The organism is Pseudoalteromonas sp. SG43-7, from assembly GCF_014164295.1.
Taxonomy (GTDB): domain Bacteria; phylum Pseudomonadota; class Gammaproteobacteria; order Enterobacterales; family Alteromonadaceae; genus Pseudoalteromonas; species Pseudoalteromonas rhizosphaerae.
On record NZ_JACJEY010000042.1, the window covers coordinates 1 to 24832 of the forward strand.

Below are 24832 nucleotides of genomic sequence, written 5' to 3' on the forward strand. Positions count from 1 at the left end.
CTGCTGGCGAGGGTCGTCAATTGATTCGAAATATTTAAATAGTTGAATATCAGGCATGGGGGCTCCTTAAAAAGGAGTATAAGATCATACTTTTAAGTCAAGGTAAAGTTCGTGATCTTGCCCTGGTCGTGGGGGTTGTTGCCCCTATGGCTATACTTGCAGAGCTTGCAACGCATAGCAAAGTGGTTTTTTTAAACCAGTTAAGCATTTTATTTCCCTTATTTATTATTTACAGCCACTGTTAAAAAGCAGCGCATGCGAGAAGTAGATACCATATAGAAAATTACCAGCTTAGTAAATTCGCTTTATCGGTTGTTAGCGTAGGGGGGATCATACTTTGTAAATAATTATAATTTATGATCTAATGCGCTAAATTTCATCATTTTATATTCCATTTGTCTTTATTTTCCTATCTAGAACTCGTAAAAGATAACCGCTCAACAATCAACCAGTATCATAACCTTGTCGATGTGCTTTTTCTTATTATTAGTGCTGTAACATCTGGGTGTGAAGAAATGCAAGGCATTGAAATGTAAGGTTGGTTGGTTAAAGCAATTTCGTCCTTTCAGCAATGGCATACCGACACGACACAGTATTGCTCGCATATTTCGAACGGTTGATACGGATTTACGGATTCATTAAGATCAATGAAATACCCGCAGTAAGAGACCCTCTTCAAATGATTGATATTAAATATGCAATCATTACGTTAGATGCATTGTCAAACAGAGACATTAAAACAATTAGCTAGCCGACGTGACGTGCTGATTGTCTTGATGCGTCTACGTTAAAGCCTGAAATTAAGAAAAATGGCGGTCAATAAACACACTCGTTACGGTAAAAAGAGAAAGAAAAAAGGGAATAGAACGAGTATAGATACCCATTATTATCTGACATCGTTAACAGATAGCGCGCTGATAAGCAAAGCTATCAGGCATCATTGGCTGACAGAAAATCAACAACCCTAGATATTAGATGTGGCCTTTAAAGAAGATGCCAGTTAAATACATGAACCACTGAGTGCGCAGCACATTGGTGTATTCCTTCGAGTGATAAGAAACATGGTAAAACAGTATGCAAATAGCAAAGGGTCGATAAGAAGTAAGTGTGTAAGAATCTGTTATGATGACGCTTTTAGAGAGGAATTATTATTCGGTTAACTTTATTAACAAAGTGTCCTCGGGCCCTGTGGAATAACTTCATGTTTTCTTGATATAAAATCGGTTAATATTAATAATTATGGATTAAAATTTAGGAGATAACCTTGCATACAGAGTTAACGGATAATTCGAAAAAGTCAGCATTAGCAGCCATTATTAATTTAGATACCAGTTCATTAAGCGCAGCTGATCTCATGCTTAATGAATTCGAAAGCGATGAAGTCATAACAAGTCTGTTGTTTTTATTAGCCTTTAATAATGAAACTAATAATAAGCTCACGTTGGACGAGCAAGTTAAAGATATACTTGTTACAAGTTGTTATGAGCATTTATCAAAGCAGAGTAAGTATGAATTCAATACTCAATGGTTATATAAGATTATTGACAACTGGGGCGCGGATATCATTCAGGCGTTAATACCTCGGCACTTTTTTTCAAGGTATTTATTATTAGATCTTATTAACTATATCAGTGATTATGATATTGCAGAAACACTGCTTGATGAAATGGATAATGATGATCCTGAATATCGAACCAATGCCAAAATAGCATTATTAGATTTAAAGGGGCAAACAAGTGATATAAATTATCGTAATATATTCAACTGGTTTAATGAAGATATTCAGCTAACGAGTTATGTAGCGGATGGTCGAGAAGAAGCGATGAGCCTTTTGCATATTTTAAAGTATATGCTAAAGCATGAATTCCCGCTTGAATACATTAATCAAACTGTTGAAAAATTAAATAGTTTGTTTATGGTCCGAGGCATTATGCCGTTTTGGAAAGATGCTGCCACGGCTTTAGTGCTCGCTGCGAGTAATCACTCACTGGCACAAGAATATATTGCACTTGCAATGAAATTAAACGATAGCTCAATGCCCAGCGAAGAGCTTATTTTTTATCGTTTAAGTCATGGGTTGATTGACTTACCCACAGCGTGCGATGCACTGCTGGTGGGTTACCCGATACAACCTAACCTACAGGTTTTACGTGATTATTTTGCACTAGATAAGCAGTCTGAGGTGTTTCTAGCCATTGCAGACGCGAGCCTAATCGATAACAAAAACGATAAGTTAAGTGCAAATACGTTATTGACGCTTTGTGAGCACATCCCCAGTGAACATGCGTTAAATAATACACTTATGGCTCGTTTAGATCGTGAATACGCCTCAGGATTCATTTCCTATGCACTGACACACGCACCTGACAAGGTTGAATCATTATTAGTATTGGGAAGAGAGAGCCGAAGTTTATGGGCCATAATTGAAGCTAATACCGAGTTTTTCTCACACGCTATTAATGTTGAGCCAGAGCACGCATTTAAACGTTTTTTTACTGAAGTAGCAACTGATCACATTGATTATGAATTGTTTATGGCTAACTTTACAGAACTGCACTGGGCATACTTTATGGCGGGGCTTGAAGAGCATTTTGCCAGCACTACTGAACATATTAGATCTGAGACTTTGCAAGCTATCCCTATTTCAGTAATACCTGAACAGTATATAGAAAAGTTTAAGCAATGGATTATTGAATTAGAGTATGGATTTGATCGCGATGAAATTTTTTCTAAACTCACATTCCCTGCAAATAAATTACAAGCGTTATTAATTAAGCTACAAGAGCTGCCGTTGGATTAGTTACTTAAACTTTATCTGAGTAAATGCCATTTGAGCATTATGCTTAAGTGGCTTTTACGATTTTTATCAATTAAGACAAATATAAAGTTTGATCCCGACCTACACTATGAGAGTAAAAGATTAAACTAGATTTTTAAAAAATAAATGTGGTTAACTAGGGTCTGTTTATCTATCGAGGTTGAATTTTCAGCAGTGTTTTTGGCAATTACCTAACGTTCATAGGTTTTATAGATAGGTTTGTTTATAAAGCTACTTAGCTCATTGGCTACTTTTTCTAAGCTGTTTTTGTAACCTTTATTTATTAATATGTATCTATCTTCATTAACTAATTTAAGATATAGGCGGTAATCCCTTTTACCAAATAATTTTTCGTCAACCACTATGCCGCGTATATCCGCAAATGCAATTGAATCTGCTTTAATAACGTAAATACTTTTGGCGCGTATAGTTATGTTTTTTGTTTCTTTATCAATTTTAATTTTGTAATTAGCAAATGTACAACAAAAGCCAAGTGTGGAAATGGCAGCCCAAGGTATCAAAGGAAATTCGCCATCCATTACACTAAACATACATAAACAGCTTATAAAGAAAATAAATGCGCCAATAAAGTTAACAGCACTTGTGGCAAATGGCTTGATTTGGGCTTGTTGATTTGTCAGTTTTGTAAATTTCATTTTATAAAGTAATCACTATTAGTCCGATGATAATAAAACATATGAAGGGGAGGAGAATCATTTTTATCAATGATTTGGTATCCCAGAAAGTTATATCTTTGCCGCTTTTTAGAGCTGGATCATCTACTGTACTTGCAGGTCTATTATCGAGTGCATTTTGGTCTAAATCGGGCGTGTTATTGCTGACGTTTGTTTTTTCTGTAAACTCATTTACCTTTTCTGTGTGTATACAGCCAAAATGATTAGCTAAAAACGCGGCGGCTGCTTGGGTATCTTGGTAGGTGCCAATTGTGTAGCGTTCATGACACAGCGCTATTTGATACTTATCTGCAAGGCCTGGAATTTGTTGCACTAAAACTTCAACATCGTTTAAATTTTTTAAAATCTTTTTTGATGTGGCTTTAGCTAGAAATAATTTTTCTTTGTACGCTTTACCTGTTTCAATATCAAGGACTAAATAATGGCTTCTTGAGTAAGCAAAAACGAGTGATAAAAATAAAGGAGCAAAGCAAATACCATAAAATATTGACTCAGTAAAATAGCCAACCACACCACAAAATGGAACGATGAAAGTTAGTATGGCCCTAATTGCAATAATATTGAGGTGGCCTTGAGTCCTTAATTTTACCTTATTTGGCAAATAGGTATTTTTAATGTGAAACTTTACATTCTTAGGTAGATTTGAGTGTTGCAAAAATACATCATCCTTGATTTAGAGTTTTCTAATTTAGCATGATATTTTTTAATAAACCACAATGGGCAGCTATTCGAAAACCTCTAGCAAACAGGCTGCTTTTTGCTTGGTTCTATTTATCATTTAATACCATGTTCTAAGGTTGAGCTTATTTTTGATTGTGTAAGTCGTGAATTAAACCCAAAAATTTGATAATTTAAAGAATAAGATAAGTCGATCATGGCAGTTAAGGTAAATAAATGAATCAACAATTAGTTTTTAAAAATGGCCAAGTTAGTGATAATTACGCCAGTATTTTATTAGGCCATCAAGATGAGTCATACGTTACGCCAATAATGGAATATAAGGAGTATGAACTGATTGTAGAATCGGTTGTTATCATTTTACTTGATGACGACACAGAGCTAATGGGAACAGAGGTGTTAACGTTGGTTGATAGTGGGCACTGTACGTTAGCGCAGTTAATTAACTTTTTAGCCGGTGAAGAGGTGGAGGAAATGCAAGAGTTTGAGTTTATTTCATCTGCTTGGTTTACATGGCAAAGTAAACACGGCGATTGGTCAAGCGAGCCATTTGATACTGTTTATGAATCGCAAGATAAAAACATAACAACGCTTAATAAGTTATTAAACGAGTAAGTTTGCGTTTTTAACAAGCGCTTTGGCATTTTAGGTGTGCCAACCGAGGCAGTTGGTTTACCTTGCCTTTGATTGATAATACTGTAAAAATCAGCGCGTTTTAAATTAAACAGTTGTATGGAATTTGGCGTTGAGTAAATAACAGCAAAAAGACTATTGGCGCAATGAAACTGTGGCTTTTCTCGCGTTGACTTCATTAAGCGGCGTTGGGTATTGGGTATTACACAAAATAGCAGAGTCAGGCTTAGGCTTTAAAAATTTACTTAAAGCGAGTAATGCTGATGAAATTTCTAAACACCTGAATGTGTCATTACCTGATGATATTGAATGGCAGGCATATCAACAACAACTTTGGTCAATTGGCTTAGCGCGCGCACGTTCTCTTCATGCTGATAATGTAAGACTTTTGTTCAAAGAGCAGGAGCTTTTTCCTCAAGAGTTGAAGAAAATTGATGATGCACCTCATTGGATTTTTGTTCAGGGTCCAATTGAAAACTTACATAAAAAATCCGTATCAGTGATAGGTACTCGTAAGCCATCAACAGATGGTGTAATTTTAGCCAAAACAGTCATCGCAGCATTGGCAAATAAAGGGCTTGTTACAGTCAGTGGCTTAGCTTTGGGTATCGATCAAATAGCACATACAGAATCGATAAAATATAACATTCCCACCGTTGCGGTTCTTGGTAATGGTATATACGTTGAGTTTCCTAAAGGCTCTAACACACTTAAAGCGCAAATATTAAATCGTGGTGGCACAGTAGTAACAGAATACCTACCTGAACAATTATACAGTGCCGAAAACTTTGTTAGACGAAATCGAATACAGGCTGCGCTTTGTAATACGCTGCTACCTATCGAGTGGGAAATTAAAAGTGGCAGTGCTCACACTGTCGCATTTGCACATAAGTACAATAAAAAAATTGCTAATGTGTTCTTACCTGGAACAGCCAATTTAAGGCCTGAATTAAAGTTCTCTGAAATGGAGCGCGGTGCCAGCGCGTGGGAAATGCCAATCTGCGTGAATGGACTGTTAAAGTATATTCAAGACGACATGCAAGCAAGCGGTAAAGTCGTTCAACAAAGCTTAAGCTTTCAAGACGATTTTATTTCAACGTAAAAGGTTTTAGTTTATAAAAAAGCCCATCATTACAACTAAACGATGGGCCAAGATACGTCGTTAAAAGTTGCTGTTAATCTTCGTTATGCATAAAACCAGCAATGAGTTCTGCTAAGCTATGCGCTTGCAGATAGCCGCTTTCTTGGTCTGCGCCAAAACTAATTACCTGCCCAGGTTTTCCTTTACTGTTTGGTGCAAGATCTATGGCATAAAAATTACCACAACCTTGGTCGAAAAAGGGGATCCAATAGGGGGTGCAATATAAAGGCAGTACTGTGCCATCGTTACTGCTGTAAGTATCGAGCAAGTCCTCTTGCGTCCATTTTTGATATGGTGTTTGCCAGTCACTCCATTCTTTTAGTATGGTCTGTGCATTCATAAAACCTGTTTTTTCAATGCCATTATGCAGTGTTAAAAAGTCTTTTAAAATAGTGGGAAACTCAAAACCAGCTTGCGTTTTAAATTGTTGATAAATCGCTTTATTATCAATGGGCTCTATTATTTTTAATCCCTCAGACTCAACTAATTGAGTTAAATTTTGTTTTACTAAAGAAAAGTCTTCATGGGAATCAAAGTTAATAAATGGGGTGATGTAATCTATTTTTTGTTGCGCTAATTCTTCTGCTTTAAATGCATTAGGAATATTTTCATCAATAAACTCACCGGTATGTGTGAATATTTGCTCAGCAAACGCTCTTGATATTGGGCGACTAGATAGACTATTACTGGCAAGATCATACAGCTTAGATTTAGGTTCTACGCCTTTTCTTCTTTCTCTATCAATTGTTGTTAACCATTGTGAAAATAGTGGGGTGTTGAGCACTTCGGCGGTAAAAATAGTCTTATCTTGTAAGTAGGCAACCATATAAAAATGATTACTCAATTGAGTATCAGGTGTTATTAAGAAAAGCTTGAGAACATCTTGGTCTGTTCGATCTTTTACTGCTTGATGAAGTAAGTCACTAAAGATGTAGCTTTCATCTTGTGAAAAAGACGGCAAATTGGTGATTTCTATTGCTGGAAAATGAAAGTCATGCCATTTTTTGGTTTTTAAAGTATCGTTATACGCACAGATATTTTGCATGAGAATCTTATTAATAAAGTAAAAAATAAACTTAGTATATCACGGCAAGATTAACTCAGTATTAATTTTAACAAGCTTAAAATTTACAATCAATTAACATTGAAATTTTAATATATTTAAGCTCGTTTTAATTAGTTAATGGATCTCTTGTTATCTTTAATTTCTTAGATTAATCACTTTATCTGTTATAGGTTTTTCTTTTATCCTCTTGTTTAAGAAGATTTTATTTTTAGGGTGAACATCTTTTTGGCCTGAATTACACGCAGTGAAAAAAATAGGCTTTTTTATTGCACTTTCTTATTTTGATGGATTTTACATATAACAATCAATGTTAGTATAATAAGTGGTTTTTTAAATAGTGGTTTTAATATATATAAAATGATTTAATAATGTTCCGATGAGCGGGGGAGTAATATGAAGATAGGGATTGATCTGGGAACGACACACAGTGTTGTTGCTGTATGGCAAGATAGTGGTGTTAAACTTATCGCTGACTCTGAGGGCAATGTTCTAGTGCCTTCTATTGTGAGTTTTTCAGATGACTATGTATTGGTAGGTCAAGCTGCTCGGGATCGTTTAGCGACTCATCCTGAGTTGACGGTGTCTGAATTTAAACGTTTTATGGGCACAGATAAAGTCTATCAATTAGAAGAACAATCTTATACCCCAATAGAGCTGTCGGCTATTTTACTTAAGCACCTTAAAGAGCAAGCTGAAGCATATTTACAACAACCCATTACTGAAGCTGTTATTTCAGTACCAGCCTACTTTAATAATAAACAACGGCAAGCTACACAGCAGGCGGCTTCACTTGCTGGTTTAACGGTTGAGCGCTTAATTAACGAGCCAACCGCCGCAGCCCTTGCATATGGATTAGATAATAAAGATTCAGATAACACTTATTTAGTGCTTGATCTCGGTGGTGGAACATTTGATGTGTCAGTTATTGAAGTGTTTAATGACATTTTTGAGATTCACGCCTCTGGAGGCGATAATTACCTCGGTGGTAATGACTTTACCCAAGCTATTGTCGACGATGTATTTGGCAAAAATGATATCCAACCGTACCGTCTAGCCAAAAGTGAGCGAAGAAATATATGGTCTTTATGTGATCAATTAAAATGTCAGCTAACCATCGACGATTCTGCCAGTTTTGATTTTGAATACAAAGGCGATGTTTTAACTTATACCCTAAGTGAAGACGATTTCGGCCATATTTGTCATGATTTAATTGAGCGCATTAAGTTTCCTATTCATAGAGCGATGTCTGATGCAAAATTATCGATGGATGATATTGCAGGCCTTATTTTTGTCGGCGGTGCGACCCGCATGCCTATTTTTCGCCAACAAATTAATCATGTATTTTCGCGTATTACACAAATTCAATACAACCCAGATCATGCTATTGCTATTGGGGCTGCCATTCAAGCAAGTATGAACGAGCGTAATATTCAGCTCAAAGATGTAATCATGACTGATGTTTGCCCATTTACACTGGGCGTTGAGATATCTAACGAGCATAACCAACCTGAGTTTTTACCCATTATTGAGCGTAACTCTACGATCCCGGTCAGTGAAACGCGCTCTTTATTTTCTAGACATCCAAGTCAAGAAAGTGTTTTGATTAACATTTATCAAGGTGAAAATTACCTACCTAAAGATAATGTATTAATGGGTACATTAGACATTACACTTGAACCTTTGAACAAAATTCAGTCTTTTTATATAACTTACACTTATGATCTCAATGGTGTGATTGAAGTGGAAGTTAAAAACAAGGATTCTGAAAAAACCTATCGTACTTATGTTGGTGAGAACGTGAAAGAGCTTGACCAAAATCAATTGCAAGAGCAATTTTCAAGACTGCAAGCTTTAAAAATACTCCCAAAAAATAAACTTGCCAATACCGCTTTTAAAGCAAAGCTCGATCGCATGTTTCAAGAGAGCTTAGGTGATAAACGTAGAAAGGTTGGTGAAAGCATTGGGCTTTTTGATCGCGCGTTAGAAACCCATGATAATCATAAAATTGACGCTGCCAAAGAGCGTATAAAAATGTTTTTGAATATTTCTTATTAACATGCATTCTATTATTTGTGCCCACAACATAAGAGTAAACTAAATGTACCATTGGATACTATTAGGTATTGAACCAACTAAAGATAAGCGGGCTATAAAATTAGCTTATACGCAGTTACTAAAACAAACTCCGCCAACAGAATTCCCTGAAGAGTTTAAAGCGTTACGTAAAGCGTATGATCAAGCACTAGAAGAAATCTCAAAAAGTGATGATGATGCAAATGATAATTCAGCTAGTTGGCACGATGCATCACTTAAAGCATTTCAGCCGCAACTAGATACTGATATTGAAGACACACAGGATGAAGTTTTTTCGGAGCCACCACCTAGCTCCAATCACGATATTGATGATGACAAACCCGTTGAATTTTCAACTATTAAAACAATATCCCAACTCAACCTTGCCTTAACACAGCTTTATAGTGATATTTCAGTTAGGCACAGTTTAGAACAATGGAAAATGTTGTTCGCGGCGCCGATATTTTGGGATGTTAATCAAAGTAATGCATTGACTGTCAACTTACTCGACTTTTTTTCTAAACACTATTTTTTACCTGAAAATATCTGGACATTTTTAGATACCAGTTTAAGTATTTCTGGCAGCTTATCTATCAGTGGCGATGATACTACGCGTCAAATTGCGGTTGCATTGTCGGGTTATATAAAAACGTTACCAAAGAGAATACATGACGGTTTAGTGGTCGGTATTTCAGAACATGTTGATTTTAAAAATCTTCAACGCCATCTTGAAATACGTAACTATATTGAAGATAAATGTTTATACGACACATTGACTACAGAAGATTTAGAAAATGTTGCTGAACAAATTGGACCTGAGTTTAAAAATGACTTTCCCCTTTATAATTATATAGTTAAGTATTTATGGACGCTTAATAGCTATAGCGCCATTAAACGTATACTTGAACCTCTGACAATTCCACAAACAGAGGAAGATCTGTTAAATTACCAAGCACATGCTGAGTATAAATTAAAAAATTATGAGGCTGCACTCGCACTTTATTTAAAGCAAGAACATAATTACCGCGTACTGTGTACTAAGGTAATGTTCAAATATATTGGTTTATGTTATTTAAAGCTTAATAATTATGAAAAGGCATATCTTTATTTAGATGCAAAACTAGCTGCTATTGGTGATATGGAGCTTGAAGTTGCATTAATTACAGCAAGACGCGGATATATTCGAGAGTTGAGAGCTGATGAAGCTAAAAACGCGATAAAAATTGCGACCTTACTGTATGAAAATGGACGATATCAGGATGCGTTGTCAATCACCGAGCAATACAAACCGATATTTGTAGAACAAGCGAATTATTTACAAGCGCTTTGCTTATGTAAATTACACCGTTTTGAAGAAGCCTACTCTGAGTTTTTAGTGTTTATTGATTTATACAATCAACGCCAGCTGTGGGGATGGCCATTAGTTGTTGATTTATTAAGATATTGCTACGATTTAATCACATATGAAGTTTTAGTTGATACATTACAAGAGCATATTGCTAGTTTTCAGGATTTCTATAAAACGGATTTTTTCCCTGGTTCAACAAAACCACGTTGTTACTCAGAGCAAGAAATGGACATACTTGAGCTAACCCGAGAAGACGATTCAGTGAGGCGCCCAGTAGAATCTCTTGGGCATACTGAATCACTGCAAATTTTTGCACTGGCTATATTATATATTCGTGACACCGAATTAGTTGCTTATGCGGATACAAGTGTTGTTGATGATTTTCAACGTAATGTACTTAATTATATAAAAGAAATTAAACAACTCATGCTTTACAACCCGCGTGATTGTTTAAAGTTTTTGGAGGCCGCGTTTGACCAGCAAGACTTTGACACCTGCATCATGTTAGCTGATATAGCGATTAAAGGTTTACGTGCAGCACCACAAGCATATTATTTTAAAGGGTGCGCACTTTTAGAGTTAAACCAATATGACACGGCTTTAGCTGCATTTCAACAAGCTGCCCACGAATATAATACTCATCCATATGCCGTTCATTCTTTAAATTCAGCTATTAAATGCTGTGAAGCGCTTATCGAACAAGGGTTACCTTATGCACAGCAGTGCAAAGCTTTATGCCAGCAATTGCAAGATACAAAGGAGAGAGTTGATGGACAATAATCAAGAAGACTTAATGTTGCAAAGTCAATCGTTAACCGATGAACAAAAGCAATGGTTAATCAGCTTATCAGGCTACTTATCGATGCAAAATGGCTACTCACTGGATTGCTTATTACATAAGAGTGAAACGTACCCACTACAAGCGATTATTAATGGCAATGTAAAAGTATTAAAAAATAGTTATGGTATACATACTAAAGCTGATTTAGTTGAAACATTAAATATTTTTTTAGATACAGCTCGTAGCAGCGAGTTTATGAGCCGTTTGATTGAAAGTGTGCGTTATGATTTATTTATTGAACACTTTTACTTGAATCGAAACAACGATAAAAACAGTAATGAATATATGGTTAGTGGATGGGCTCAAAAGCATAATGTTTCATTATCTGACTGTGGGATTAAAGGTTTTGATGTGGGTCGTTCTGCATTTCTATGCCGGTGTGCGTATACTACGGGTTTAATTACAGAACAAGAAACTTGGTATTATTTGCTAGTGCTAGGTAAAATTGCGCAACAATTATTTACTGATTGGCAAGAGTTAGCCATGAGTCACATAGTAGGGCGCTTAACTTGGGTGGGTGTAAAACTCGATAAACCTATGGATGGTCCACCAGAACGCTACCCTGATGCTTTCGAAGTAAAACAAGAGATTAAGCTAGATATCGAAGAATTGACATCAATTTTAGCTGACGATAACCACCCTTGGTGTCAACTCAACTGGCAAATAGACCTGTAGCGCTAACATTGTAATAAAAGCCACTTAACGTGGCTTTTATTACAACATGTAAACCCGTACTAGTAACAAAACCAAAGAGATAAAATCTTGACTTTATACGTTAAAGCTCTAGCTTTTATAGTCAATTACTTATTGAGTTAATTAATGCTGAAAAAATATAGAGGGCGCTAAAGTAGCGCGCACTGCATTAAATTTGCTTGTTCTAGATTAACTCAAAAGGTAAATCCAATAACATAAACCACACTCAGCGAGCTGATAGTGTCTCAATCTAAAAAGCTAGTTATACAAAAAAGTGTTAGAGTCTTTTAAAGTAATAACACTTTTCATGAGGTTAATCTTCATCATATTGTAGTTCACTAATGAACTGCTCAAAAGTTGTAGCAAGTATGGTTATTTTAAAGTCATTTTCTTGATCGACATGTACCACTGTAGGCTCACCTGTAGGCCCGCACTCAGTGTAATCTAAAGCAACCAAGTGGTGCCCTGCCGAAGGGCAATTACAAATATATAGCCCGATATCAGGATAACCCCATTCGTTTCTCATATATTCACTTTCTGCAGCGATAGAATCTAGCCTAATAAACTCGCTGATACTATAGTTAGATGGTTTTTCTTCATCGAGTTGAATGAGCGTGTTTTGTGGATAGCCACCATTTTGTATTTTCATTAACTGTATATAGAGTATGGGTAGCGTATATCCCAAATTATTCACAGTATTTTGAATTTCCTCATCGGTTAATGGCTTATCTATATCCGCGTGGTTTTCTTCGCTTTGTTTTTGCCAAAAGTTAGAGTATTTATTAGCATTAGGGGCCTTAACTTCAACGGTGGATTCTTCAGCTGAAGGACGCGGGGTAAGTTTATCTTGGGTTTGTCGTGCTTTTCGACGCTGTTTATACATCGTTTGCAGTTCACTTTTCTCAATGCCTTTGACATTTGGATCTGCAAGAGAATTATTGTCTGGTAACGGCTCTTTAGGATGAGACAGTAAAGACAGCTCCTCCAGCTTTAGCGTTAGTAATTGTTCTTCATCACAGGTAGAGCGAGCAGTGTCTAACATATCAAAGTTAAGTAGGTCACGCGCGGAAATACTTGGATCAGCTCTTTGCATTAGTTCAATAAATGTTGATAGGGTTGTTTCCTCATTAAGTTCATCGTCGCTAACCAAATCATAGTCAATATCGAACTGCAGCATAACTTCAAATATAAGAGCTGTAGGCCAAATTTCAATTCCATGTTTACGGCTGGATCTACGAAGATCACGAGGTGTCTGCCGTAAAACTTTTTTGCAAGCTGTACAGGCTGCTTTTTCAGCCTTAAGCGGGGTTAACGGATAATAAGCTAAGTGTTGACAAAACTCGCATTTGACTGGAAAAGGGTCTATAAATTGCATCTATATTTTCCTCCTTGTAAAGATGCTTGATAGTCTATCTAAAAAAATGATTCGTATATAGCTTTGTATCAAGTCTAAATATGCATCAAAGAAGTTAGGTCGCTTAGAATCAATTGTTGTGTGCAGTTTTTTTAAATCAAAACGTAAACAAAGAAAGAAGAATAACCTTCGAGGAAAAGCTATTCGCAGCAGCGTAAGCTTGAAATATACTAAAGGTGCTTCGCAGTCATGGCTATTATTTACCTCATTGTCGTTGCTATGAAAAAGGCCACTTGAATGTCACGTTATTGATCGCGTTAAAAAATAGAAAAGTGCTGTCTGGCTTTAGTTTTGGGGCGCAATACTTTGAAAAATTTGGCTATAATATAAAACTGAGAATCTTTTCAAAAGCACTTCAGCAATTAAATAAGGCTTGCCGTGAGTGCTTGTCGCTTAGATAAAAACTGTATGGCTCTCTCGGGATCTGAGCCTTACTATAATAGAATTTAAGGAGCAATTAGTTCCCTATATCTAACGGGTATTTACACAGTTTTTACATCCATACCTTTGCTATTCGTTTTAGGTAACAATGCCTCTAGCTAGCTGGTCAACGTATTTTAATAAGGTTGGGTGGCGATTTTTACCATGCATGTGCAGTATGTGTTCTTTTGCTTGTTCAAGATCAATTCCCACACTGCTTATATAAAGAGGATTTTCACTTTTTCCTCGCAAAATTCCAGCTTCTTTTGGTGTATCGACAAATGATCTTTTGGCTACGCCAATAACGGGAATCTGTTGTTCAAGTGCTTCATAAAGGTGCATGCCCAGACCTGGCTTTTGTGCACTACTTAAAGTGACATAGCCATCAACAATGATGATATCTGGTTGAGTATCTAAAGATTTTAGTACGGACAAAATACACGGTAACTCGCGTTTATAAAACTGCCCCGGTTCATAGGGAGCAATATTTTCAATGGTGTTGACTTGCTTTGCTGTTATTTCTTCGTCGTGCCAGTTTTCAAATAAGATACCGGCAGCAATAGCTGTGTCGTCGTAATATTGGCAATCAATGGCAAAAATCAATGTGTACTCCTGTTAAATTATATGTGTCGTAGTGCTTTATTAATAATCACGGCTTTAATTTAAGGCGGCTTAACAGCCGCTTATATCAAGCTTAGATAATGCAGCGACTCGCTTATCTGTTATAGCTGCTATGGTGTTAATGGTTGCGGTGTAGGTGCGGCTGTCGCATTCTACCGATGCGCTAAAATCATTAAATGTGACTTCTACGGGTTGCTTTATAAGTCTTTCTGTACCGTGGCTTAAACGTTGCCAGTTTTCTTTACCTGCAAATAGTTCGTCTAATTGGGGAGCTGATAAACGTATAAAAATAGCCTCAATCGCCGATGTATAACGGCCATTAATAACTGCGGGCAACTTATTGCGTGCTAATCGGGTTGGAATGATACGTATGTCGATAATATCGCCGCTTGCTTGAGCTGGGCTTGCCATATCAAGCTGAATTACGAGTAGTCCACGTATTGTAATTGGCCCGTTGAAACGATAGCGATATAGCTCAGGATTTTGCTCAACTAAAGTTAACGCTTTGCTGTATTTTGAAAAAATAGCAGGCTCAGAGGCGTAGCTTTGAAAAGCAAATATATTAAATAGCAAAATTAAGTATAGACTCAGGTGTTTTAAATTAGTCAATCTCATTCGTTATCTCTAAATTAGTGTATAGGGTTAATTTACTTGGCTGTTTTTTGTTGTGCACTTAAGCGTTGATAGTGCTGTTTAGTTTGACCATCACTAAACACTGCTTTATTGACTGTTAATGCAATTAAGGTGAGCTTGATTGGGTGTGTTAAGTGTTCACTGCGTATTACCAATATACAATTTTTATCAAGCTGCCACTTTGCCGTCATTTCAGGCCTTTGGTGTAACCATGAATGAAATATATCTTCTCTCTCTAGTGCAAAGGTATCAAAATAGGAGTGCCCCAAACTTCGGTAGCTTCCGATTAAGTCATCAGGTTGCCATTGACAAGCAATTAAAGGTAAGGGGCATAAAACAAGTAAGCTTAGAAAACGCTTTATCATCTTTTTATCCTTAATGATCAGCTTCGGATACGAATATTACTATTATTTAGTTATAGATCTCGTATTTCACTTTGCTTGGTGTTCTTTTGCTAATAAAAATGCCAGTATATCGGCCTTTTTATCATCATCACTGGCACAAGCTGCAGGTGTTTGTTCCTTGTTGTTTAGTGTGTTGACATCAGCCCCATACGCTATAAGTATTTTTATTCGTTCTAAATTAACAACCGCTCGGGCTGCTTCATGTACATAATTAGATGCAGCAAGGTGTAAAGGTGTGTTACCTTCCTCATCGGTTTGGTTGATGTCTGGTCGAAGCATAGCTAACGCCAGTTTTAATGCGTCTGGGTGTGCTTCTGTTACTAAATTTTCCATTGGGGTAGAGTAATGCTTTTCACATCTACTGTCGTGATTAATCTGATAAAGATCAGGCTGTCCCTGTAGTAATAAAGAAAATAGCGTTAATTGATCTTTTCTAACCCCATGGTCTGTAAAGCGAAATAATACACTATGGCCTTCTCTATCTTGTTTTTCATAATCAAAAGCGAGTCCATGCTTAAGTAAAGCACTCACAAAATCGGGATTGTAACTTGTAACTGCTATTTCTAATAAATCAAAGCCATCAATATCCGTTTTTTGAATATGTATATCAGCGCCTAACTCGATCATAACGTCTATACGCTGTGTTGCTTCACCTGATTTAATTAAAGCAATGATAGGGGTTTCGTCTATTACATCACGGTGATTAATATCTAATCCTTGGTCTATAAAATAGGTTAGATATTTTTTAAACGTATCTATGTCTACTTGTTTACGCCATTTCACTATATTAAAAAGAAAGTTTTGTTGAGCGTTATTCTCGTACATAGGGTCACACCCCTTTTCAATTAAGGCATCGAGAATCGACAGTGGTGTGTTAGGTGAAAGCGCTTGTGTTAATAATTTTCCCCCTTTGGCATTTAAATTTCTACAAGCGTTTATAAATTTAACTAATATGGCACATTCTTCTTCGCTTTTATGTTCAAAGTACCTTAATTCATTTTCTAATATTAGCAGTGGAAATGATTTTTTTTGATCGACTTTCAGTTTTGGTTTTTCGGTTGTTGAATTGATGAGACTTTCAATATCAATGTTATTAAAATCGACTTCCTCCTCGTCCCCCATATTTTTTAGCAAATCGAGCGACACGATATTTTTTTCATCTAATAGCAGCCAAAAATCCAAGGCAAGCCAATAGGCATGTAGATTTTGTAAAACAAACGTCTCATTCAATGCTTGTATGATGTGGCTATTGCAGAGGCTCTTTGCTAGTTGTGTGGCGAGTTTAAAATCTTTCGACTCAAGTGCTTGGTGCAATGTCATTGCTCATCCTTGCTTTAAATTATATCAGGTGCGAGTTTTAATAGAGCACCCATTATATACTCTGTGACGACAGCCTCTGCGCTGACATCAGTGCTAAATTCATCAGTGTGTTGAGGATAAACTCGTTGATACAAATCACTTAAATCAGCAGTGATAGTGACGCTACTTTTTTGTGATGCAAAATTCGTTGCAAGTAGCATCATAATGATGTCGCGAAAGTGGCCACTGTTTTTATCTTGGTCAGTTGCAGGCATGAGTGGGTCGCGCTTGTTGCCAAGCAGCGTTTCAAATTCTTTAAGGAAATCTTTACTGCTACGCTCTTTTATCACGAGTGCTTGAAGGGCTTTAAGTTGCTCTGCGCGAGATTGTTGCAGAGCAATCGCAGCAACCGCTTTACGAACATGGTCACTGGGTTCTACTTGAGGAAATAGCATGGGTGCGTAGCGTGCAGCATCGGCGGCTTTCCAATAACCTTTTTTCATATCGCGTGCGATTATTTCAAGTAATGGGCGTTCTTTTCTATCCATTTTGTTGCGCCTGTTTTGCTATTAATAACATTTCGGTGATTTCGCTAAACCCTTTTTGATTACTATAATCAATAGCTTGTTGTTCAGCTTTGTTATAAATCAATGTATCGCAACCGTGTTTTATTAATTCTTTCACTATATCTTTTTTACCGCCCACAGCAGCATAATGTAATGCGCTACTACCTGCGGCATCCAGTGCATCAATATCAGCCTCTTTCTCAAGTAATAGCTTAATCATACTTAAGTGACCTTGTTTAGCTGCAACATGTATTAGGCTTTCGCCTTCACAGCTAATTGCATGATAGTTATCATTACTATAATTTAGTTGTTCGATAACTAAGTCTAAATATGAATTGAGTACAAACTCTTTATTGGTATTTTTACTGTAATTTACATCGACGCCTGCATTTAAAAATGCCGAGACGATATCTTTTTGGTTATTAGCACACGCAAGCCAAATAGACGATACGCCTTCATTAGATTCGATAAGCGGATCAGCACCTTGCTCTAGCAGGTATTTAACAAGCATATTGTTGTGTTTAGTGCAGGCAATGAATAACGGTGTATAGCCATCGTCATTAGCGATATTTATATCGCTACCATGTTCTAGTAGCAAAGTGACTAAGGGTTTATTGATTAATGCTGTTGCTATCAATAACGCGTTATTACCATTTTTGTCACTGTGGTCAATATCGGCGCCTTGATCTAATAAATTGCTTACAACATCACGTTTTCGATTACTAACCGCCAGTAATAATGGACTGTCTGAATTTGTATTGGTTAAATTGATATCTAATCCGGCATCAATTAAAGGGCTTAATAACGCATTTTGGCCTGTTATGGCGATTAGGTGAAGTAGACTATTACCTTGGTAATCACTAATGTCAGGACGGGCTCCGAGTTCAAGTAGCAATTCTGCTGCCGGCTTTTGTCGAGCCTTTATAGCCATAAATAAAGCGGTCCTACCTTGATGATCTTCATAGTCAATTTTTGCTCCACTTTCCAATAGCTCGGACATTATATCAACGTATCCGTTAGCCGATGCATAGTGCAATGCTGTACAGCCGTGCGAATTAGTATAATTAGGATCAAGGTCTTTTTCTTGTGATAAGAGCAACTGAGCAATACGGCGATTACCGTCAGCGCATGCTTTAATAAATGATTCTGACATATCTTTCCTTGTCGATTATGAGTGTAGCGTATAACGTGTTATTAATATTTTTATACTAGCAAGAAATAGCATGATGAGAAAGCGAGTAAGCCGCGCAGGAGCTGAAGTTGCCATCTCCATGAATTTATATATTACAAATATTTTCAATTGGTTACACTACATTTTTGTGTGCAATTCAATACTACACAAGCAGTTTATGAACTTAATCTTATTATGAGTTAAGAATGAACGGTTCGTGGTGTTGTCAATTATTTTGGTGTGCTGTTCAGCCTGCTTTGGTATTTTATTTCGCGGTTTATTTTTATTGGGATTATAAAAACGTCTTGGTTTAAGATGTTGTGGGGAAGTGAAAATTAAGTAAAACTACTGCGTTTTTTACAACCCCTTACCTATACTCATTTAAGTAACAAAGAGTTAGTCGCCCAAGGCATTTTGATAACGCGTGTCTGAAATTTATTCGAAAAACTCGATCCTCATTCTTTCAGAACAAAGTAACTTATATATTTTATCGTTTCCATTTACTTGAGCAAACTCCTCTGGGGTCAATCCTTGGTTATCTTTTGATTCTAATAGTTGCCCACGTTTACAAAAAATACCGGTTCCGGGTAGAAGTGATAATAAAAACCAAATGATATCTTCATCTCCTCGCAGAGCAGCATAATATATAGCGGAGCGCCCGGTACTGTCTTTTTTAAACATTTCATCATCTATAGCAAGACTTTTATATTCGGAGTATATGAACTGCTTAATTTTGTCTAGGTTTAAATTCTCAATACTTAACATTAATTCTGTTTTGCCTGAAATATTCATATAATTTATTTTATTCCATAATTTGGCTGAAGTTAGTATTTTCGTTTTTCTTTAAATTGTATTTTAATAACTTTGTAATATTTATTGCAAGTAGGGTAGCGTTTTTTGCCTTGTTTGTATAGAATTCTAAATGATAACTATTATTGCCTACATCTTCAGCTAATTGCCTAGTAGGTTACATTTAAAATTTTTTTGAGTGCAAACTTAATTGATTAAGCTGTGTTATATCTAAGAGATAGAATGAATACAATTAAACGAATCCAAATATCAGCGCTTTCAATTGCGATAAGTGCAATTTTATCACCTTCAGTATACGCAACTACGGCGTCATCAAGCATTGAGAAAATAGCTGTTTCGGGTGTTAGGCAAGCTTTTCGCGGCGATGTGCCTTTAAGTGAACAACCACAAAGTATTGAATTTATATCTGCAGAAAACCTTGATGATGCAGGGGTGACCACACTCACAGATATATTTGATTTAACGCCGAGTATTTCTGAACAAAATGATTTTGGTGGATTGTGGGAAAGCTTTGCAATACGTGGTTTAGTAGGTGATGAGAATATTCCTTCAGGCTTTTTAATTAATGGCTTTTCATCTGGTCGAAGTTTTAGCGGCACCCGTGATACCAGTAATATTGATTATGTAGAAGTGATGAAAGGCCCAGGCTCTGCACTTTATGGCCGCTCTGAGCCTGGTGGTACTATTAACATTATTACTAAAAAGCCACAATTTGAAGAACAAGGCTCTGTAAAAATAAGCGCAGGTAGTTGGCAAAGTTATCGCGGTGAAGGCGACTACACTAATGCAATTACCGAACAACTCGCCTTTAGAGTAAACGGCGCGATTGAAGAAAGTGAAAGCTTTAGAGACTACCACGAAAATAAAAAAACGGTGATAACGCCTTCAATATTATGGTTAATTTCCGACACAACAAAGTTAAATTATGAACTAGAATATGTCGACCAAAGTGTGACGTTTGACCGTGGTATTGTTGCTGTAGACGGAAAGGTAGATGCATTACCCATTGATACTTTTTTAGGTGAACCAAGTGATAAACCAACAGAGGTTGATGCGATTTCTCATCAACTTACCTTTGAGCACCAAATAGGGCAATGGTCGCTTTTAAATGGGTTTAGCTATAGCGACTCTAAATTTATAAGCGAATCGAGCGATGCAGAACTGGCACCAGGGCGGCAGGTTTACTTTACTGATGGCGAAACTTTAAGTAGACAACATAACGAGCGCGATTTTCAAACTAAAAATATTTCTGCGCGTACCGAGCTTAGTGGCAGCGTAACAGCAGCTGGGTTTACCCACCATTTATTAATAGGTGCCGACGCCAGCAAGTTTGATTTTGACAAACTCTGGTACAGATATCGCCCTACGCTTGAAGATACGCGCTATGCAATCAATATGTATAACCTTGTGTATGGGCAAACAGCACCCGAAGGCTCACTTTTATATAACAGCACTGAAGTACAGCACAGTTACGGGGTTTATATTCAAGATCAAATCGACATCACTGAGCAATGGAAAGTGCAAGTGGGTGGCCGTTATGATTGGTTTGATCAGCAAATAGATAATCATATCAATCAAAGTCAGTCTAAGAGTGACCAAAGTACATTTAGTCCACGGGTTGGTTTAGTGTACGCCTACTCAGACGATATACAATATTACACCAGCTACTCTGAAGGTTTTAGGCCAAACAGCGGTTACGACATAAACGGTGATGCATTTAAGCCGGAATCCACAACCTCTATTGAGGCGGGTATTAAATTTAGCACCGATACCCTAAATGGTAGCTTTACCGTATTTAGCGCCGAAAAAAGCAATATGCTAACTACAGATCTGCAAGCGGGTGTGTCGACAGCATTAGGAGAGGTAACTAGCGAAGGGGCTGAGTTTGATTTGCACGGTTATATTACAGAGCGCACCTCATTTGATTTTGCCTATACTTACATCGATGCAAAAACAGCAAACGATACGGTTAATACAGATTGGTGGGTAAAACTGCCAAAAGGCAGCCCATTACTGAATATCCCTAAACATAGTGCAAATGTGCGCCTTAAAAGAGATTTAAATGACTTAATCGATTTAAATGCGACTATTGGTATAGCTGTTCAGTATGAAGGTGAACGTTTAGGTGAAACGATTGATCCTACATATTATTTACCTTCGTATACGCTAGTGAACCTGTTTGCAACTTATAACGTTAATGATGATGTGAGTTTACAGTTAAACGTGAATAACGTTCTGGATAAAGAATATTACTCAAACTCTTACTCTGCAATTTGGACTCAACCCGGTGAGCCGGTAAATTATAAGCTGAGCTTAGAATATAGCTTTTAATTTATAGTAAAAAACCATTTAGCCGCAGTACTACTGCGGCTAAATGGTCTCGTGTGTATTGTCAGTTGGGCTTTACTAACTTGTAGCTAACTGCGTGACTTATATTACAAAACCGCATAAAACAATACTTTGTGTAACACGGCAGCAATAAATTCATTGAATAAGGGTTCTAAACATCAAGTTGACTGGGAAAAGCCAATTTTATCATCACTTTAAGCTTAATTTAGACAATACAGGTTACTACAGGTTTCCAAGTGACAGAGTTATTTTTAATTTAAAACTATTTAAAAATAAATAGTCCAACAGATTAAAGGCAGGTTTTGTTTATGTGTAACAATTAAATTATTACACATAAACACCGTATCGGAAGCAGACCATTACATCAGATTAGTTATTTTGTAAAACACTGGCTCTATCTAAACAAGAAAGTGTTGCTTGGCCTTGCTGCTTATAAAGTTCTGCTATTTCCTCTCTGCCTTGTGCTGCTTTATCTAAACAATACAATAACTCGTCTGGGCGCATTAATTTTATATTTATAGGTAAAAAGTTAAGATGATCATGATTTATATGCGCATTATCTAAACCAATAAACATACCTATATTACCGTCAGGGTGATCTACTGACCATTCTTCAGGTGCGCCATCCATGTCTAATTGTAATGTAAGAAAACGGTGTTTTTTGAGGCGATCTTTAAAGTTATCTATATTAGGTATTATACCGCCAATGGTTTTAATGAGATTCATTTGCCAAGAGCTGCTGAATCTTTGAATGGATTCATTGGTTTCTATATATACCTCAAATGGTGCTTCAGGGCTTGACAGGCCACTTGTAGCAACGATTTGATTTTCCCATGTCGGTGGTGTAACCAGAACAATATCTCGCGTGCTGCCATGCCAATGAGGGTAATCTGCTAAATAAGGATTTAAAAAGCTCAGCTCTAATGTTTCGTTTATTTCACCGGCTTGTTGCCAATAAGATGATGATATTACTTGCTCTGGTTCTGTTTTTTGATGAGTATCTGAATTACCTTGCAAAAACTTGCTCTTATCATAACTGCCTTTTCCCCATGGGCGTGGCATATCATCTGGTAAGCCTTCCCAAAACTCTATGGCTAAATGAAAGTCGCTACTCAATGAGTCAAGCTCAGCATTATCAGCATCTAATCCAGTGTAGATTATATAGTCTTCATCAAACTTAGTTTTAACGTCGTAACTACCATCACTTTCTAATTCAAAACGAGCTTTGTTCCAAGGAATATCCGCTTCGTCTTTTTTCATCATTTTATAAAGTGCATAAAATGCTTCATCACACTGAGAATCTTTCAGTATTCCATCGATTATATCTACACTATAAAATTTTTCTTCACCGCCTGTATAGTAAGTCCCTGCCATAAAACCACAGGTATTTTCTCGACTCAGGCCGATATCACAATAAGCTTTATGCCACTGTTCGGGTAATGCGTCGAACATTGATTGGCCAATATGCTGGTGAATTTCTTCTGCTGAATTAAACATTATTACTCCTAGAGATTAAAATTAAACATCCTGGTCAATTAATTTGATATGACGTTCTTTAAAACTACTAATTAATTTTTTTGATGGATTACTGTGTTCTAAACCGTTGACTTGTTTTAAGTTAGGTAGCAGTGGTAAGTCTTTTGATGCTTTATTGCTTATTTTTAATACTTCATCTCCACAGCCTGGATCCCAAAAAGGCCATATCTGAGAATAAATTTCTGCGCCGCCATCGACACCGCAGTCTTGTGTCAACGAAGTTACTTTCGCTAACAGATCCTCCGGGATATCAAGCCCTTTAAAGTAAGCGAGTACCTCGGGTATAACTTCATACCCTTCTTGCTCTTTATCAATTTCTCGCAGGTGGTATTGGGCTATAAACTGAGTAAGGTCAAACTTAGGGGTTAATAAATTTTTGTTATACATCAGCTCTTCGATAACAAGTAACTTAAAATGCAGGTCGCTAAATTTGATCTTAGGCGTTTTATTAATAGGAAATACTTTGGGTGTGTTTTTAAGGGCTAAAGTCTGTGCGATAAGTTGATCAAGATGTACTTTTGTTTTACTGTCTGGAGTAAGTTTTGAAAGATTCTCTAAAAATGTAATGGTATTATTTTTCACCATTAAAATTTTAGCAGCCTTGTTATAGCCCGCATTTATAAAGGCAATAGGGTCATTTTCAATATTTGCTATTTCTTGGTTATATTCTTTAACTCGTTTTTTGATAACCTGAGCCTTGTAGTTACCTTCATTTAATTTTTTTATATAACCCTTTATTTCGGCAATCTTAGTTTTTGGAGTTGGATATATGCTATAGCCATTCAAGACGCCTTGAGTTATAAAGTAATCAATTTGGTCATCACTCCAATGTGAAATATGAGTTGAAAGTAACTTTAAGACCTCTTTTGATTTTTTATAGAAAAAGTCGCTTTTTTCGGTATAAAAACCAATCATTTCGCTAACTAAAATATAGAGTAGTAAATCACGATTTTCATCGTTTTGTTTGCTACATACAATGTCATTAATTAATTGTGTATATTGCTCTAATGGGTCTGAAGCTGATGGTAATAAACTGATTAGAAGGTTACTGGTATCTTGGTAAGGATAAGTGCGTAAAAACTTAAATGCTAAGTTGCCACCAATACGCTTTAAGTCGTCATATCCTTCACTGTGATAAGAAGGATGACAAAAATATAAAGAAATTAAATCACTCACCATTTCCCTTAAATCACCTTGCTCTGCAGGCGTTGGGTTTTGGATCAGTTGAGTGTTGGTCTCAAGTAACAGCTGCTCTATCTCACTCTCTAATAACTCTGTGTGCATTAGCAAAGCATGATGAGATTTTTTGTCAAAAATAACTTTATAATCTGATGAACTAAATAGCTGTAAAAAATAATATAATTTCGCAGGTTGGCTTTGACCTTCACGAAATAATCTTAATTCTTTAATTAGTGATGAATAAAGTTGTAAAAGCGTTGTTTGATCAAAGACGTCTTTCCATTGACGGTTTATCTTATCTTTTAATGACTTGTTTAATTTTTGTGTATTTAAATCCAGTTCATCCAAGTCAGGAATAAACGTTTTAAAAAATGACATATAGATACTCATTAATAAAAATAAAAAGGCTGTTTTTAATTTCACAGAAAAATAGTTTAGATATTA

General features: G+C 36.5%; 20 protein-coding genes and 2 pseudogenes. 9 read left to right on the forward strand and 13 right to left on the reverse strand.

Annotated elements, in window-relative coordinates; translation table 11 throughout:
* Positions 1-395: 395 nt before the first annotated feature.
* Together H5200_RS16725 and H5200_RS16730 are read left to right on the forward strand one after the other, a co-directional pair.
* A pseudogene (locus tag H5200_RS16725) lies at positions 396-1160 on the forward strand (ISAs1 family transposase).
* A gap of 104 nt (positions 1161-1264) precedes the next feature.
* Positions 1265-2800 carry a hypothetical protein gene (locus H5200_RS16730; RefSeq protein ID WP_182761906.1) on the forward strand — a complete coding sequence of 512 codons (1536 nt, stop codon included), beginning with the start codon at positions 1265-1267 and terminating at the stop codon, positions 2798-2800.
* A gap of 209 nt (positions 2801-3009) precedes the next feature.
* On the opposite strand, the gene H5200_RS16735 is transcribed toward H5200_RS16730, so the two are convergent.
* Both H5200_RS16735 and H5200_RS16740 read right to left on the reverse strand, forming a co-directional pair.
* Positions 3010-3474 (reverse strand): hypothetical protein, encoded by a 465-nt coding sequence (locus tag H5200_RS16735; RefSeq protein WP_182761907.1) that lies wholly within the window; start codon positions 3472-3474, stop codon positions 3010-3012.
* A 1-nt stretch (position 3475) separates the two neighbouring features.
* Positions 3476-4168, reverse strand: coding sequence for a hypothetical protein (locus H5200_RS16740; RefSeq protein ID WP_182761910.1), 693 nt, complete (start codon positions 4166-4168; stop codon positions 3476-3478).
* 239 nt (positions 4169-4407) lie between these two features.
* Between H5200_RS16740 and H5200_RS16745 the strand changes: the two genes are divergently transcribed.
* Both H5200_RS16745 and H5200_RS16750 read left to right on the forward strand, forming a co-directional pair.
* Positions 4408-4806: a hypothetical protein gene (locus tag H5200_RS16745; RefSeq protein ID WP_182761912.1), complete on the forward strand. Its 399-nt coding sequence runs from the start codon at positions 4408-4410 to the stop codon at positions 4804-4806.
* A gap of 172 nt (positions 4807-4978) precedes the next feature.
* Positions 4979-5926 (forward strand): DNA-processing protein DprA, encoded by a 948-nt coding sequence (locus H5200_RS16750; RefSeq protein ID WP_182761914.1) that lies wholly within the window; start codon positions 4979-4981, stop codon positions 5924-5926.
* A 73-nt stretch (positions 5927-5999) separates the two neighbouring features.
* On the opposite strand, the gene H5200_RS16755 is transcribed toward H5200_RS16750, so the two are convergent.
* The gene (locus H5200_RS16755) at positions 6000-7010 is read right to left on the reverse strand and encodes an SMI1/KNR4 family protein (RefSeq protein ID WP_182761916.1); all 1011 of its coding nucleotides are present in this window, start codon (positions 7008-7010) and stop codon (positions 6000-6002) included.
* A gap of 414 nt (positions 7011-7424) precedes the next feature.
* Between H5200_RS16755 and H5200_RS16760 the strand changes: the two genes are divergently transcribed.
* Genes H5200_RS16760 through H5200_RS16770 form a run of 3 tightly spaced genes read left to right on the forward strand, consistent with a single transcriptional unit; the run spans position 7425 to position 11968 of the window.
* A complete protein-coding gene (locus H5200_RS16760) occupies positions 7425-9086 on the forward strand; it encodes an Hsp70 family protein (RefSeq protein WP_182761918.1) in 1662 nt (553 codons plus the stop codon).
* Positions 9087-9129: 43 nt separating this feature from the next.
* Positions 9130-11232, forward strand: a complete 2103-nt coding sequence (locus tag H5200_RS16765) for a tetratricopeptide repeat protein (RefSeq protein ID WP_182761920.1) — start codon at positions 9130-9132, stop codon at positions 11230-11232.
* The gene (locus tag H5200_RS16770) at positions 11222-11968 is read left to right on the forward strand and encodes a DUF1266 domain-containing protein (RefSeq protein WP_182719022.1); all 747 of its coding nucleotides are present in this window, start codon (positions 11222-11224) and stop codon (positions 11966-11968) included. The genes H5200_RS16765 and H5200_RS16770 overlap by 11 nt, the downstream gene beginning before the upstream one ends.
* 331 nt (positions 11969-12299) lie before the next feature.
* Here the strand turns inward: H5200_RS16770 and H5200_RS16775 are convergent, their stop codons facing one another.
* Entirely contained in the window at positions 12300-13361 is a 1062-nt protein-coding gene (locus H5200_RS16775) for an SMI1/KNR4 family protein (protein WP_182761922.1), read from the reverse strand.
* A 130-nt stretch (positions 13362-13491) separates the two neighbouring features.
* Between H5200_RS16775 and H5200_RS16780 the strand changes: the two are divergent.
* A pseudogene (locus H5200_RS16780) lies at positions 13492-13801 on the forward strand (IS4 family transposase); the annotation flags it as partial.
* 118 nt (positions 13802-13919) lie between these two features.
* Here the strand turns inward: H5200_RS16780 and H5200_RS16785 are convergent.
* The 7 genes from H5200_RS16785 to H5200_RS16815 all read right to left on the reverse strand — a co-directional run bounded on the left by H5200_RS16785 (position 13920) and on the right by H5200_RS16815 (position 19306).
* Positions 13920-14423 carry an endonuclease V gene (locus H5200_RS16785; RefSeq protein ID WP_182719024.1) on the reverse strand — a complete coding sequence of 168 codons (504 nt, stop codon included), beginning with the start codon at positions 14421-14423 and terminating at the stop codon, positions 13920-13922.
* Positions 14424-14492: 69 nt separating this feature from the next.
* Positions 14493-15056: a hypothetical protein gene (locus H5200_RS16790; RefSeq protein ID WP_182761924.1), complete on the reverse strand. Its 564-nt coding sequence runs from the start codon at positions 15054-15056 to the stop codon at positions 14493-14495.
* A gap of 32 nt (positions 15057-15088) precedes the next feature.
* Positions 15089-15439, reverse strand: a complete 351-nt coding sequence (locus H5200_RS16795) for a hypothetical protein (protein WP_182719026.1) — start codon at positions 15437-15439, stop codon at positions 15089-15091.
* Between the two features lie 66 nt (positions 15440-15505).
* Complete coding sequence (locus H5200_RS16800; protein ID WP_182761926.1) at positions 15506-16798, reverse strand: ankyrin repeat domain-containing protein; 1293 nt, start codon at positions 16796-16798, stop codon at positions 15506-15508.
* Between the two features lie 14 nt (positions 16799-16812).
* Positions 16813-17325, reverse strand: coding sequence for a hypothetical protein (locus H5200_RS16805; protein WP_182761928.1), 513 nt, complete (start codon positions 17323-17325; stop codon positions 16813-16815).
* Complete coding sequence (locus tag H5200_RS16810; protein WP_182761930.1) at positions 17318-18496, reverse strand: ankyrin repeat domain-containing protein; 1179 nt, start codon at positions 18494-18496, stop codon at positions 17318-17320. The genes H5200_RS16805 and H5200_RS16810 overlap by 8 nt, the downstream gene beginning before the upstream one ends.
* 453 nt (positions 18497-18949) lie before the next feature.
* Entirely contained in the window at positions 18950-19306 is a 357-nt protein-coding gene (locus tag H5200_RS16815; RefSeq protein WP_182719031.1) for an ankyrin repeat domain-containing protein, read from the reverse strand.
* 240 nt (positions 19307-19546) lie between these two features.
* On the opposite strand from H5200_RS16815, the gene H5200_RS16820 reads away from it, so the two are divergent.
* Entirely contained in the window at positions 19547-21655 is a 2109-nt protein-coding gene (locus H5200_RS16820) for a TonB-dependent siderophore receptor (RefSeq protein ID WP_182761931.1), read from the forward strand.
* Between the two features lie 387 nt (positions 21656-22042).
* Here the strand turns inward: H5200_RS16820 and H5200_RS16825 are convergent, their stop codons facing one another.
* Complete coding sequence (locus tag H5200_RS16825; RefSeq protein ID WP_182761933.1) at positions 22043-23170, reverse strand: hypothetical protein; 1128 nt, start codon at positions 23168-23170, stop codon at positions 22043-22045.
* 21 nt (positions 23171-23191) lie between these two features.
* On the reverse strand, positions 23192-24766 hold the full coding sequence (locus H5200_RS16830; RefSeq protein WP_182761935.1) for a DUF6892 domain-containing protein: 1575 nt from the start codon (positions 24764-24766) through the stop codon (positions 23192-23194).
* Between the last annotated feature and the right edge of the window lie 66 nt (positions 24767-24832).